The sequence below is a fragment of the Mesorhizobium sp. M7A.F.Ca.CA.001.04.2.1 genome, assembly GCF_003998485.1.
Taxonomy (GTDB): domain Bacteria; phylum Pseudomonadota; class Alphaproteobacteria; order Rhizobiales; family Rhizobiaceae; genus Mesorhizobium; species Mesorhizobium ciceri.
The window spans coordinates 59,759-72,459 of sequence record NZ_RZQT01000007.1; the positions used below are offsets into that span (position 1 = coordinate 59,759).

Genomic DNA, 12,701 nt, shown 5'->3' on the forward strand with positions numbered 1-12,701 from the left:
AGTCGTCCGTGAACGTCCTCATCGTCTATGCACATCCGGAAGCAAGATCCTTCAACGGCGCCATGAAGGATCTGGCTGTGGAAACCTTGACCCGCGCAGGCCACGATGTGGTTGTCAGCGACCTCTATGCGATGGGCTTCAATCCTGTCGCAGGGCCGGGCGACATATCGGGCGAGCGTAACGATCCGGACTTCTTCAGCCTGCCGCGCGAACAGACCGCCGCCTACGAGGCCGGCGCACTCTCGGCCGACATAAACGCCGAGGTCGAAAAGGTGAAGCTGGCGGATTTCGTGCTGTTCCAATTCCCGGTCTGGTGGTTCGGAATGCCCGCAATGCTCAAGGGTTGGGCCGATCGTGTCTTCGCGCGCGGCTTCGCCTATCTGCCGGGCCGTAAATACGACACCGGCATGTTCAGGGGAAAGCTCGCCATGGTGGCCGCCACCACGGGCACGTCGGCCGACACCTACGCGCCCGACGGCATCGACGGCGACATCCTCACGGTGCTGTGGCCGATCCACAATGGTCTGCTGCGCTATTCCGGTTTCGACGTGCTGCCGCCCTTCGTCGCCTATATGCCGGGCCGCGTCGGCAACGAGGGCCGCAAGGCCTATCTGGAAGCCTATAGCAAGAGGCTTGAGGACATCGACGGCACGCCGCGGCTTTTCTTCCACGCTGCCGAGGATTACGGCAAAAACGAGCGGCTGAAGCCTGGCGTGCTGGCGCGCTCGGGGGTGCAGCGCAATGTCTGACGGCGCCCGCCCACTGGAGGGCCTGTTTGTCGTTTCGATCGAGCAGGCCGTCGCCGCTCCGCTCTGCACGGTCCGCCTTGCCGATGCCGGCGCACGCGTCGTGAAGATCGAGCGCCCGGAAGGCGAAACCGCGCGTCACTACGATTCCGCAGTGGAAGGCATGTCGGCTTACTTCGTCTGGCTCAACCGCGGCAAGGAAAGCGCGGTGCTCGACCTGAAGACCGAGCACGACCTGGCTCTCCTGCACCGGATGGTGGCGCGCGCGGATGTTCTCGTGCAGAATCTCGCCCCGGGCGCTATCGACAGGCTCGGCCTCTCCGCCGATGCGATCGCAGAAAAATTCCCTCGGCTGATCGCCATCAACATCGTCGGCTACGGACAGGATACGCCTTACGCGGCGATGCGCGCCTACGACATGCTGGTGCAGGCCGAAAGCGGTATCTGTGCCGTCACCGGCACACCGGACACACCGAGCAAGGTCGGGGTTTCCGCCGCCGACATCGCCACCGGCATGAATGCCCATGCAGCGATCCTCGAAGCCTTGCTGGCGCGCCAGAAGACCGGGCGCGGCCGCATTGTCGAGGTGGCCATGTTCGACGCCATGGCCGATTGGATGACCGTGCCGCTGCTGCACTACGAATATGCGGGCCGCGAGACCCAGAGATATGGCCTGGCGCACGCTTCGATCTACCCCTATCGACCCTATGCCTGTCGGGATGGCAGCGTGGTCGTGTCCATCCAGCAGAACAATGAATGGAAGCGCTTCTGCACGCTCGTGCTGCAAAGGCAGGATCTGTTCGCCGACGAACGCTTCGCCACCAATGCCTGGCGGGTGGCCAACCGCACGGCGCTCGACGCCGAGATCGAACCGATCTTCGCGGCAATCGACTGCGAAAAGGCCATAGACCGTCTCAACGAGGCGCAGATCGCCTGGGGCCGGGTGAGCGCAATGCACGACCTGCCACACCACAAGGCGTTGCGACGGACAGAGGTGGCGCTGCCGGACGGCAGGCGCATCTCCGTGCCGATTCCGGCAGGGCGGTCGGAGGGGTTCGCAACCGTCCCCGGCGTTCCCGCCCTTGGCGCCGATTCGGACCGGATCCGGTCCGAATTCGCCGCCTGACGAGGATCTCATGAGCCTGGACACAAGCACGCTGCAGGAATGGATCGGACGCACGCACGAGGTCGAGGACATCGTGACCCCGCGCCTGCTGGCCAGCTTTGGCGCCACGCTTGGGGACCACGCGGCGCAGGCTGCCGAGGGTACGGCCCCGCCGGGACTACACTGGTGCCTGACACCCGACATTGCCGACCTGCGCGAACTCGGACCTGATGGGCACCCGGCCAAAGGCGGCTTCCTGCCACCGGTGCCGCTTCCGCGCCGCATGTGGGCTGCCAGCGATGTGCGTTTCATGGCTCCGATCCGCTCCGGCGACCGCATCCGCCGCAGCTCGACATTGACCGCCATAGAGGAGAAACAGGGACGCACCGGGCCGCTAACCTTCGTCACGGTCCGGCACGACATTGCCAACGACGCTGGTCCGGTGATCGAGGAGGACCAGACCATCGTTTATCGCGGCGCCGAAGCCGCTGCTGCGCCCCCTGCCCCGCCGGCCAATTCGGCCCTGGCCGCATCGCACGAGCGCACGATCGAGATCGATGCCGTGCTGCTCTTCCGATATTCCGCGCTGACCTTCAACGGGCACCGCATCCACTATGACGCGCCTTACGCCACGGGGGTCGAGCGCTATCCCGGGCTCGTCATCCATGGCCCACTGCAGGCGACGCTGCTGATGAACTTCGCCACCGCCATTGTCGGTCAGTCGCCGCGCCGTTTCTCATTCCGGGGCGTGCATCCGGCGACTGGCCCGCAGCGCCTGCTTCTGAGCGCAACATCGCCTGGCCAAGACGGCATGGCTCTCGAGGTGCGGTCGGCCGACGGCCATGCAACAGTGAAAGCCACGGCGCAATGGTGAGCTTCGTCACGCCTGTCGTGCCGCTTTTCGTGCCGGGCTCGCGTCCTGAGCGGTTTGACAAGGCCGACAGCAGCGGCGCGGACGCGGTCATTCTCGACCTCGAGGATGCCGTCGCCCCTGGCGACAAGGACCGCGCTCGCGAAGCAATCGTCGCTCGTGCGGCCACACTGAAATCCGCAGTCGTGGTCCGCATCAACGCCGCCGGCACACCTTGGCACGAAGCGGACGTCGATGCCGTGCGGCGCCTCGACGGCGTCTCCGTCATGCTGCCCAAGGCCGAACGTCCGCAAGACATTACCGATATGACCAGGCACATGGCACGCAGCGTTTCCGTCATAGCGCTCATTGAGAGCGCCGTCGGCCTCGTCAACCTGCCGGACATACTGGCCACCTCAGGCGTCGTTGCCGTCGCCTTCGGTTCGGTCGACTTCTCGCTCGATCTTGGTTGCGCGCATGATCGGCTGATCCTGCTAGCGGCCCGCAACGAAATCGTCTGGCGTTCGCGCGCTGCTGGCCGGGCCGCGCCGATCGACGGCGTGACGACCGACCTGAGCAATCCCGAAATCGCCGAGTATGACGCCCGCCACGCCATGAGGATGGGTTTTGGCGGCAAGATGGCCATCCATCCGAGACAGATCGAGCCTATTCGCAATGGCTTTCGCCCGAGCGAAAATGACATCGCATGGGCACGCGACATCATTGGCGCGGCCTCATCAGGCGAAGCCAGCCTGGTGAACGGCGAGATGGTGGACCGACCCGTCATCGAGCGAGCAAGGCGAATCCTGCACCGGATCGCTTTGGTCTAAAGGGCATGCAGAGGAGGAGCAACAGATGAGCACGGACACCGCCGATTGGCCAACCGCCAGGCTCTGCGCCTTCATTGCCGAACTCGATTTCGAACAGATCCCGCCGCGCGTCGTTCATTTCGCGCAAGGACTGATGATCGACTGGCTCGGCTCGGCGCTGGCAGGCAAGGGCGCGCACCAGGTCGAGATGATCGACGGCTTTGCGCGTGCCATGGGGCCGGCGGACGGCCCAAGCACCATCATCCCGACGCGGCGGCGCACAAGCCCCTATTTCGCAGCGATGGTCAATGCGGCGGCCTCCCATGTCGTGGAACAGGACGACGTTCACAACGGCTCGGTCTTTCACCCCGCGGCGGTGATCTTTCCGGCCGTTCTGGCGGTTGCGGAGGCCGAGGGGAAGACCGGCCGCGAAGTCCTGACTGCCTGCATCGCCGGCTATGAAGTGGGCATCCGCGTAGGAGAATTCCTCGGACGCTCGCACTACGAGATATTCCACACCACCGGCACGGCTGGCGCGGTCGCCGCGGCCGCGGCGGTCGGCAAGTTGATCGGGCTGGACGCAGCCGGCCTCAATCATGCTCTCGGCTCCGCCGGCACCCAGGCGGCAGGGCTCTGGGAATTCCTGCGCGATGCCGCCGATTCCAAGCAGCTTCATACGGCGCGAGCGGCGGCCAACGGCCTGTTTTCTGCCTATCTGGCGCGCGATGGCTTCAAAGGGGCCGCGCAGATTCTCGAAGGGAAAAAGGGCATGGCTTCGGGCATGTCCAGCGACGCCGATCCGGCCCGCCTGACGGACGGGCTCGGCAGCCGTTGGGCAACCGAGGAGACCTCCTTCAAATGGCACGCAGCCTGCCGGCACACTCATCCAGCCGCTGACGCGCTGCAGCTTCTCATGCGCCGCGAAGGGCTCGGTCCGGACGACATCACCGACGTGGTGACCCATGTCCATCAGGGAGCCATCGATGTCCTGGGCGCGGTGGTCGTTCCGCACACCGTCCACCAGGCGAAGTTCTCCATGGGCACGGTTTTGGGGCTGATCGCCGTTCACGGCGTCGCCGACCTCGACGCTTTCGAACACCATGCACTTGCCGACACCCGCGTAGCCCGTTTCCGCGCGAAGGTGCGGATGGAACTCGACGCCGAGGTCGACACCCTTTATCCCAAGCAGTGGGTCGGCAAGGTAAGCGTCACGACCGTTGACGGCCGCAAGCTCAATGCCCGCGTCGACGAGCCCAAGGGCGATCCCGGCAACACGCTTGCGAAACAGGAACTGGAAGCCAAGGCCATACGTCTTGCCGAATTTCGAGGCGGGGCCACGGCTGACGAGATGCGCCGCTGCATAGCCCGTGTCTGGAAACTCGATCAGCCCGGGAGCACGGCGGAAATATTTGCTGAATGTTAGCCGCTATCGCGCCGAAGGACTGCGCCCTCCTGAAGTGGATGGAGAATCTCTCACTAAAATGCAATTTCATTGGACGCTGAATGCCCGAGATAAAATGGGGGACCGATCGTCTCGCTTTAAATCACTGCTTCCTCGAGAAACGGCTCGTTGCGATCTATGCGCTCGTAACAGAACGGCGAAAGATCGAGCGTCTGGAAAGCCCCGTGAACGATAAGTTCTGAAACGGCCCGGCCCACGGCTGGCGACTGTTGCAGCCCGTGCCCCGAGAAGCCGTTGGCAAACATGAAATTGGTCACCTGCGGGTGGAAGCCGACGATGCCGTTGTGGTCGAGCATGTTGTACTCGTAGTGGCCGGTCCAACTGGTCTGGACCTTGAGTGCGTCGAAAGACGGAATGCGGTGCCAGAGTGCCGGCCAGATGTAGTCGTCGAACTCTTCATGGTGCATTTCAAAGTCGTCGTAGCCGGCCGGTCCGTCGCCTTGCGGCGTGTTGCCGGTGAGAAAAAGCTCGCCTTCGGGACGCACGAATGTTCCGGAAAGGTCGATGACATTGGGCATCCGGCCGGGGATCGGGTTGGCGCTGGCGAAGACGAAGCTGTAGCGCTTGTAGGGCGCGACCGGGATCGACAGGCCGGCCATGGCGGCCACCTGCTGAGCGCGCGGGCCCGCGGCGTTGACCAATGTTCCGCAGGCAACCGTCTGTCCGGTCGCGAGGCGCACCGAGATGACCCGCCCATCTGCGATATCCAGCCCTGTCACGGCATTGTCGATATACTCGACGCCGCTGGCACGGGCTGCGCGGCGGAAACCGTTCATCAGCCCCACGGAATCGAACCAGCCCTCTTCCCTGGCCCCCCAGGAACCGCCACCGAGATCCTCCACATTGAGCCAGGGGAAGCGATCCTTCAGCGGGCCCGGCTCAAGAAACACCGTGTGGGCCCCAAAACTGCGCTGCAGATCGACGCGCTCGCGGGCCGCTTTGACGCCGTCGGGTGAACAGCAGTAAAGATACCCATGCTCCTTGAAGCCGAGGTCGGGCGCCGGTTCGTCCTTGTAGAAAGGTGCCATACGCTCCTGAAATCCGCGGATGACCTCGATGCCGAACTGGCTGATCTTCACATTGATCGGATTGGAATATTGCTGCCGGATCGCACTGGTGGAGAGCGCCGTCGACGAGAATTCGTAGCTCGAGTCGCGTTCGACCACGAGGATCGAGGCGCCGCTGCCCAGCGCCTGGCTCAGCCAGTAGGCCGTGGACGAACCGATGACGGCGCCGCCGACGATGACGATGTCGTAGGCGGTCCGTGACGGCGCTTTGTACCGGGGGATCGGCATGGCTGTATCTCCGGTCTACTGAGTGAACGAAGCGACCAAGGCATCCGAGCCCCGCGCCAGCAGGCCGAGGTCGGAACCAACGGCAACCATGGTGAAGCCGTCGGCGAGGTAGCGGTCGGCATCGGTCTTTGCGGGAGCCAGGATCCCGCTGGCCTTGCCTGCCGCCGTTGCTGCCTTGCGCACCGAGGCGATCGCTTCTTGAACGTGTGCGGCCCCGGGATTGCCCATCGCACCCATGTTGGTGGAAAGGTCGCCGGGCCCGACGAACAGAACGTCGACGCCGTCCACTGCCGCGATCTCGGCGGCATTGGCGACGCCTAATTCATCCTCGATCTGTACGGCGAGAAGCTGCTGCTCACGCGCCTTGGCGTGGTAACCGGGGATGCGACCGAAGCCGTTGGCACGGTGACCGACCGAGAAGCCGCGAAATCCACCAGGCGCATATGTCATGGCCGCGACAATGGCGCGGGCCTGATCGGCCGTCCGCACATTGGGGATCATCAGGCTGCGCGCACCGATATCCAGGGCCTGCTTGATCAGATTGGGATCGTCGGAAGGCAGCCTGACGACGGCCTCGCTGTCGAAGCCGCCCATGACCTGCAACTGGGCCATGATGCTGCGCAGATGGTTGGGGCTATGCTCGCCATCGATCAGCAGCCAGCCGGCGCCGGAGCCCGCGACAATTTCCGTCGTCAGGGCGGAAGCCAGCGAGCACCAGATGCCGATATGGGCCCGGCCGGCCGACACGGCAGCCTTCAGCGTGTTGAGGCGCTCTTGCATTTTGCGGTCAGTCTCCGATGAGCGATAGGACATTGAAATTTGTATGATGTCCTATATCATACGGCAATAATTTGCTGCAAGATGCAATACGCACCAACCTTCGTACGGGGTTCAAGAATGAAGATCGGGTTCATCGGGCTCGGTGTGATGGGAGCACCGATGGCGCACCATCTCGTCGGCGCGGGACATGAGATCTTCACGGTCCTGAACCGCTCCCCTCTGCCGAAGGACCTTAGGGCATCGGTCGTCGCCTCTCCTGGCGATGTGGCGCGGATGTCCGAGATCATCGTGACCATGCTGCCCGACACGCCAGATGTGGAGCGTGTCCTGCTTGGAGGAAACGGCGTCCTGGAGGGGCTGTCGGCCGATAAGCTGGTCATCGACATGAGCTCGATCAGCCCTATCGCCACTGCGGAATTCGCAGCGAAACTGCGGCAAGCGGGAGCCGGCTACCTCGACGCCCCGGTCTCGGGCGGTGAGGTCGGCGCCAAGGCGGCGAGCCTCACCATCATGGTCGGCGGGCCGACCGCAGAGTTCGAGCGCGCGCTGCCGATCTTTCGGACGCTGGGCAAGAACATCACCTTGATCGGCGAGCACAATGGCGCCGGCCAGACCTGCAAGATCGCAAATCAGATCATCGTCGCGCTCAACATAGAGGCCGTGGCGGAAGCGCTCGTCTTTGCCAGCAAGGCCGGTTGCGACCCGGCAAAGGTGCGCGCCGCGCTGATGGGCGGCTTTGCCTCGTCCCGCGTGCTGGAGGTGCATGGCGAGCGCATGATCGCCCGGACCTTCGCCCCGGGCTTTCGCATGCGGCTTCACCAGAAGGATCTCAACCTCGCGCTCGAAAGCGCCCGCGCGCTTGGCGTCTCGCTGCCGAACACCGCGATGGCGCAACAACTGATGAGCGCCTGCTCAGCCCGACCAGGCGGCGCGGAGGCCGACCACTCGTCCCTCGTCCAGGCGCTGGAGATCCTCAGCGGCCACGAACTGTCAAAAGAAAAGGAGTAAAACCGATGCGCGGAACCGGCAAGGCCGAGATCTTCGTGATGCTGGCCCATCCCGTGGCCCATGCCAAGAGCCCCGGCATATTCAACGAGATCTTCGAGCAGAAGGGCCTCGACAGCCTCATGGTGCCCTTGAGCTGCCGCCCGGAGGATTTCGAGGCCTTCTGGGCCGGCATTACGGCAGCCGAGAATATCAGGGGCGTGATCATCTCGGTGCCGTACAAGGTTGCGGTCTATCACAAATGCACCGCCGCTCACGACCGCGCCGCGAGGGTGCAGAGCGCCAATTCCGTGCGCCGGCTGCCCGATGGCAGCTGGTACGCCGACAATTTCGACGGCGTCGGCTTTATCGATGGCCTCAAGGCAGGCGGGCATCAGATTGCCGGCCGCCGCATTCTCCAAGTTGGAGCCGGCGGTGCCGGCGCGTCCCTGGCCTATTGTCTCGCCGAAGCCGGTGCCGAGGAAATCCGCTTGGCCGACATCGATACCGGTCGCGCCGAAAAACTGGCGGCGCTGGTTGCGCAGGTCTTCCCGAAATGCCGCATCCAGGTTGGAGAGGCCGAGCCTTCCGGCATGCATATGGCGATCAACGCCACACCGGTCGGCATGCACGCCGGCGACCCGCTGCCGCTGGATGTGAGCCGGCTGACCCCGGACATGACGGTCGTCGACATCATCATGGAGCCCGCCGAGACCCCCCTGCTAAAGGCGGCGAAAGAGATTGGCTGCCGCATTCAGCCGGGGCGCCCGATGATGGATTTCCAGGTCCGGGCCATGTCCGAATTCTTCGACATCGAAGGCAAGGGTCGCGGCAATGGCTGAGACATTGACGGCCGTCGTCATCGGCGGCACTTCCGGCATCGGACGCGCGATAGCGCTGCGCTTTGCCGAGGACGGCTACCATGTGGTGGTCGCCGGCAGGGATGCGGCACGGGGCGATGAGGCGGTTGGCGCCTGCGCGGCGGTCGGCGCACCGCGCGCGCTGTTTGTCCAGACCGATGTCTCCGAATCCGGCTCGGTGGAAGCGCTGGCGCAGGCCGTCAGCGACGCGTTCGGTGCCCCGCACGTCGTCGTCAATTGCGCCGGCATCCTGCAGAGTGGCAAGCACGTCCTCGATCAGGATCTGGACGAAGACGAGAGGATGTGGCGAGTGAACTATCGCGGCACCTTGCTGGGTTGCCAGGTGTTCGGTCGGCTGATGTCGGCTGCCGGGCGAGGCGCGATCCTGAACGTCGGCTCGCTTGCCTCCTTCGCGCCGCTGTCCCTGCCCGCCTACACGCCCGGAAAGCATGCGGTCCTGGCCTTGACCCAGATCCTGGCCGCCGAGCTCGGTCCGCACGGCGTACGCGTCAATGCGGTGGCACCCGGCTACACGCTTTCGGACGGTCTGAAAGCCAGGATCGCCAAGGGTGAGCGCAACCCCGAAGCCATCCAGGCGACCACCGCGCTGCGCCGCTTCGTCGAGCCGCGCGACGTTGCCGAGGCCGCACTGTTCCTCTGCTCCGACCGGGCCGCATCGATAACCGGCGTCACCCTGCCCGTCGACGCCGGCTGGCTCGTTCAGGCGCCCTACGCACAATATCTGCAGGGAAACCCCATCCGCCAGACGCCGGCAATCTGAGTCCATCCGGCGGAGGCCGGAAATCTGACAAGGACAATCCAATGAGTGACATCAAGCGCTTCGACTTCGACACCCGCATCCACCACGGGGTCATCCACAATGGCACCCTCTACCTCACCGGCCAGGTCGCAAAGCCGGGTCAGTCTGCAGCCGACCAGATGCGCGAGGCGCTTGGCAAGGTCGACGTCCTGCTTGCTAAGGCCGGTACGGACAAGACACGCATCCTTCACGTGCAGATGTGGCTGGACGACATCAGGGATTTCGACGAGGTCAACACGGTCTGGGACGGATGGATGCCGAAGGAGCATGCACCCGCGCGCTCTTCCGGCGAAGGACGGATGGCCAAGCCTGGAATGCTGGTCGAGCTGATCGTCACCGCGGCGGTTTGAATGGCCTTGCCGGTTCGGGCATCATCGCGAATCTGGCTAAGGGGAGACTGATGACGAAGCGCAAACCGCTTTCCACTGTCGTGGCGGAGAGTCTGTCCGAAAAGATCCGTTCCGGATCTCTGCTTCCCGGCGCGCAATTGCCGACCGAGGCGGAGCTTTGTGCCGAGTACGACGTCAGCCGGACGGTGGTGCGGGAAGCGGTGGCGCGATTGCGCTCCGAAGGGATGGTGGTGCCGCAGCAGGGCCGCGGCATGTTCGTCAGCGAAACGCCGGCGCCGCGCAATTTCTCGATACCGGACGAGGCGCTGAGGACCTTGCCGGAAACCATTGCCCTGCTCGAACTGAGATTGAGTGTCGAAGTGGAGTCCGCCGGGCTATGCGCGGAACGGCGCACCGATGCGGAGGCGAGTGGAATCCGAACCCTGATGGAACAGGTCGACGCCCAGCAAGCGGATCCCGCTGTCGTCCAGATCCACTATGACTATGATTTCCATCTGGCGATCGCCAAAGCCGCGCGCAACGAATTCATCCACGGCTTCCTGAGCTATCTCAGGCCGATGATCGTTCCGCGCTTTCAACTGGGCTACGTGGTCACGCCGGCGCTCAAGGACAGCTACTACGCACGCATTCACAACGAGCACAAAACCATCGTGGACGCCATCGAAAGGCAGGACGGTCGTGCCGCTCGCCAGGCCATGCGCAAGCATCTGCACAACAGCCTCGGGCGTGTGCGCGCTTTGGCACGGGCTTCGGGCGTCGCGGCGACAGAGGCAGAGCAGCAGGCGGCTGCGGCCTCGCTCTTTACCGATATGAAGAGGCCTGCTCCGACAGGCGGGTAAGGCCCCCGGCTTCGATCACCTAAGGCATTCGCACTCACCCAGATTAGCCACCGCATTGCGAAAGCCATGTTTTGGCTCCGCCAGCTGACCTGAACCGTTTCCCGCAGGTTGAGAACATCGTTTTCCCATCATTTCCTTCGATTTTCAGCCTCGGCGCCGAAGTGACCACCTGCCCGGTTTTCGGGCGGGAAAAGAGAATTCGAAAGTTTATCTTTCCTTTTTGCTGGTTTTCTTGGTTTCGCGGCATCGGCCCAGGCCGCAGACTGAATCAGGCAATCAGGGAAGCCAACGTGACGACAGCCTTCATCACAGGTGCAACAAGCGGCATAGGGCGGGCCATGGCGATCGCACTGAGCGACGCCGGCTACGATGTCTATGCGGTCGGGCGCAGCCAGGCCGCGCTCAAGGCGTTGCAGGCCGAGCGATCCGGCATCGTGCCCATCGCCGTCGACGTGACCGATCGCGAGGCGCTGGAAGCTGTTCTGGCGGATCTGACCATCGACGTGCTGATCAATAATGCCGGGATCATGCCACCGTTGGGCAATTTCGCCGACATGAAAATCTCCGACATCGACACCACGCTGGAGGTCAACCTCAGCGCGGCAATCCTGCTTACCCGCCTCGTCGTTCCGCAGATGCGCGAGCGGCAGGCTGGCCACATCCTGTTCACCGGCTCCACCGCGGGCCACGCGGCATATTCCAACATTGCCGTCTATTCGGCCACCAAGGCGGCGATATCAGGCTTTGCCGCCGCGTTGCGCGCCGACCTCTCCCCATCAGGCGTCCGTGTCACCGAGATCGTCGCCGGCCGCGTCGAGACGCAGCTCTACCAGGACATCCTCGACGCAAAGGCGCGCGCGGCCATGTACGCCAGCAAAGTGGTGCAGCCGGATGACGTGGCCAGAATGGTGGTCGCGGTACTCGGCCTGCCCGCATGGGCCGACGTTACCCGTTTCGACATCATGCCGACATGGCCAACCTCGCCAAGCGGCACCAAGTAAGGAAAAACTGGAATGAAGGATCTTTCCGTTCTGATCGTAGGCGGCGGCGCTGGCCTCGGCGCGCTTTTGGCCAGGATGGCTGTAGAGGCCGGGGCTGCAAAGATCGGCATCATCGACATCAACCAGGACGCCGCCGAAGCCGCTCTCGCACCGGCAAAGGCCAACGGCCTGCCGACCGCGGCCGCCCTGTGCGACATCCAGATCGGCCCTCAGTGCCACGCCGCCTTCGACGCCATCGTTTCGAAGCTCGGGCGTATCGACACGCTGATCAATTGCGCCGCGATCTACCCTCGCCGCCCGCTCCTCGAGATCAGCGACGCCGATTGGGATGCCTCCAATGGCATCAACATCAAGGGCACTTATCATATGATGGTGGCAGCCGTTCGCCACATGCAATCGCAGGAGCCGAAGAGCCATGTGCGTGGCCGGATCGTCAACCTGACCTCTGTCGATGCCTTCAAGGCGCATCCGCAGAACGCCCACTATGCGGCAACCAAGGCCGCCGTGGTCAGCCTGACGCGCTCCTTTGCCCATGACGTCGCAAAACACGGGATCCTGGTCAATTCGGTGGCCCCCGCAGGCATGGCCACGGAGCGGGCCAAGGCCCTCGGCTTCCTCGAGGAACTGGCCAAGGCGAGCCCGCTGGGTCGTGGCGCCGAGCCTGCGGAGATTGCCGAGTGGGTTCTCATGACCGGCGGCCCCAAGAATACCTACATGACCGGAGAAAACGTAATTGTTTCAGGTGGTTATATATACGCCTGAGCTATTTTCGCGGCGCCGGCGGCGCTGAATTGTCCAAC

The 12,701-nt window shown here is 63.9% G+C and carries 14 protein-coding genes; 12 read left to right on the forward strand and 2 right to left on the reverse strand.

The window, feature by feature from the left end; all coding sequences use genetic code 11:
- Window positions 1-8 precede the first annotated feature (8 nt).
- Genes EN955_RS04270 through EN955_RS04290 form a run of 5 tightly spaced genes read left to right on the forward strand, consistent with a single transcriptional unit; the run spans window position 9 to window position 4,933 of the window.
- Window positions 9-749 carry an NAD(P)H-dependent oxidoreductase gene (locus EN955_RS04270; RefSeq protein WP_024503246.1) on the forward strand — a complete coding sequence of 247 codons (741 nt, stop codon included), beginning with the start codon at window positions 9-11 and terminating at the stop codon, window positions 747-749.
- Window positions 742-1,872 (forward strand): CaiB/BaiF CoA-transferase family protein, encoded by a 1,131-nt coding sequence (locus tag EN955_RS04275; RefSeq protein WP_024503247.1) that lies wholly within the window; start codon window positions 742-744, stop codon window positions 1,870-1,872. The genes EN955_RS04270 and EN955_RS04275 overlap by 8 nt, the downstream gene beginning before the upstream one ends.
- Before the next feature lie 10 nt (window positions 1,873-1,882).
- Window positions 1,883-2,725 (forward strand): MaoC family dehydratase N-terminal domain-containing protein, encoded by an 843-nt coding sequence (locus tag EN955_RS04280; protein WP_024503248.1) that lies wholly within the window; start codon window positions 1,883-1,885, stop codon window positions 2,723-2,725.
- Window positions 2,719-3,531, forward strand: a complete 813-nt coding sequence (locus EN955_RS04285) for a CoA ester lyase (RefSeq protein WP_024503249.1) — start codon at window positions 2,719-2,721, stop codon at window positions 3,529-3,531. The genes EN955_RS04280 and EN955_RS04285 overlap by 7 nt, the downstream gene beginning before the upstream one ends.
- A 25-nt stretch (window positions 3,532-3,556) precedes the next feature.
- Window positions 3,557-4,933, forward strand: a complete 1,377-nt coding sequence (locus EN955_RS04290; protein ID WP_024503250.1) for an MmgE/PrpD family protein — start codon at window positions 3,557-3,559, stop codon at window positions 4,931-4,933.
- A gap of 116 nt (window positions 4,934-5,049) precedes the next feature.
- Here EN955_RS04290 and EN955_RS04295 read toward each other — a convergent pair whose 3' ends face one another.
- Window positions 5,050-6,267: an FAD-dependent oxidoreductase gene (locus EN955_RS04295; protein ID WP_024503251.1), complete on the reverse strand. Its 1,218-nt coding sequence runs from the start codon at window positions 6,265-6,267 to the stop codon at window positions 5,050-5,052.
- A 15-nt stretch (window positions 6,268-6,282) separates the two neighbouring features.
- Window positions 6,283-7,047 (reverse strand): HpcH/HpaI aldolase/citrate lyase family protein, encoded by a 765-nt coding sequence (locus EN955_RS04300; protein WP_024503252.1) that lies wholly within the window; start codon window positions 7,045-7,047, stop codon window positions 6,283-6,285.
- Window positions 7,048-7,164: 117 nt separating this feature from the next.
- Here EN955_RS04300 and EN955_RS04305 point away from each other — a divergent pair, with 117 nt between their 5' ends.
- From EN955_RS04305 to EN955_RS04335, 7 genes are all read left to right on the forward strand, one after another.
- Window positions 7,165-8,055, forward strand: a complete 891-nt coding sequence (locus EN955_RS04305) for a 2-hydroxy-3-oxopropionate reductase (RefSeq protein ID WP_024503253.1) — start codon at window positions 7,165-7,167, stop codon at window positions 8,053-8,055.
- Between the two features lie 5 nt (window positions 8,056-8,060).
- Window positions 8,061-8,873 carry a shikimate dehydrogenase gene (locus EN955_RS04310; RefSeq protein WP_024503254.1) on the forward strand — a complete coding sequence of 271 codons (813 nt, stop codon included), beginning with the start codon at window positions 8,061-8,063 and terminating at the stop codon, window positions 8,871-8,873.
- Complete coding sequence (locus EN955_RS04315; RefSeq protein WP_024503255.1) at window positions 8,866-9,672, forward strand: SDR family oxidoreductase; 807 nt, start codon at window positions 8,866-8,868, stop codon at window positions 9,670-9,672. Before EN955_RS04310 ends, EN955_RS04315 begins: the two co-directional genes overlap by 8 nt.
- A 41-nt stretch (window positions 9,673-9,713) precedes the next feature.
- Complete coding sequence (locus tag EN955_RS04320) at window positions 9,714-10,061, forward strand: RidA family protein (protein ID WP_013530405.1); 348 nt, start codon at window positions 9,714-9,716, stop codon at window positions 10,059-10,061.
- A gap of 50 nt (window positions 10,062-10,111) precedes the next feature.
- Entirely contained in the window at window positions 10,112-10,900 is a 789-nt protein-coding gene (locus EN955_RS04325; RefSeq protein WP_024503256.1) for a FadR/GntR family transcriptional regulator, read from the forward strand.
- A 290-nt stretch (window positions 10,901-11,190) separates the two neighbouring features.
- Window positions 11,191-11,901: an SDR family oxidoreductase gene (locus EN955_RS04330; RefSeq protein WP_013530403.1), complete on the forward strand. Its 711-nt coding sequence runs from the start codon at window positions 11,191-11,193 to the stop codon at window positions 11,899-11,901.
- Between the two features lie 12 nt (window positions 11,902-11,913).
- On the forward strand, window positions 11,914-12,663 hold the full coding sequence (locus EN955_RS04335) for an SDR family oxidoreductase (RefSeq protein ID WP_024503258.1): 750 nt from the start codon (window positions 11,914-11,916) through the stop codon (window positions 12,661-12,663).
- Window positions 12,664-12,701 lie beyond the last annotated feature (38 nt).

Bases quoted from the DNA above. Each gene is read 5' to 3' on its own strand.
- EN955_RS04320 (WP_013530405.1), top strand. From the start codon at position 9,714: ATGAGTGACATCAAGCGCTTCGACTTCGACACCCGCATCCACCACGGG.
- EN955_RS04290 (WP_024503250.1), top strand. From the start codon at position 3,557: ATGAGCACGGACACCGCCGATTGGCCAACCGCCAGGCTCTGCGCCTTC.
- EN955_RS04305 (WP_024503253.1), top strand. From the start codon at position 7,165: ATGAAGATCGGGTTCATCGGGCTCGGTGTGATGGGAGCACCGATGGCG.
- EN955_RS04335 (WP_024503258.1), top strand. From the start codon at position 11,914: ATGAAGGATCTTTCCGTTCTGATCGTAGGCGGCGGCGCTGGCCTCGGC.
- EN955_RS04310 (WP_024503254.1), top strand. From the start codon at position 8,061: ATGCGCGGAACCGGCAAGGCCGAGATCTTCGTGATGCTGGCCCATCCC.
- EN955_RS04280 (WP_024503248.1), top strand. From the start codon at position 1,883: ATGAGCCTGGACACAAGCACGCTGCAGGAATGGATCGGACGCACGCAC.
- EN955_RS04315 (WP_024503255.1), top strand. From the start codon at position 8,866: ATGGCTGAGACATTGACGGCCGTCGTCATCGGCGGCACTTCCGGCATC.
- EN955_RS04300 (WP_024503252.1), bottom strand. From the start codon at position 7,047: ATGCAAGAGCGCCTCAACACGCTGAAGGCTGCCGTGTCGGCCGGCCGG.
- EN955_RS04275 (WP_024503247.1), top strand. From the start codon at position 742: ATGTCTGACGGCGCCCGCCCACTGGAGGGCCTGTTTGTCGTTTCGATC.
- EN955_RS04285 (WP_024503249.1), top strand. From the start codon at position 2,719: ATGGTGAGCTTCGTCACGCCTGTCGTGCCGCTTTTCGTGCCGGGCTCG.
- EN955_RS04295 (WP_024503251.1), bottom strand. From the start codon at position 6,267: ATGCCGATCCCCCGGTACAAAGCGCCGTCACGGACCGCCTACGACATC.
- EN955_RS04325 (WP_024503256.1), top strand. From the start codon at position 10,112: ATGACGAAGCGCAAACCGCTTTCCACTGTCGTGGCGGAGAGTCTGTCC.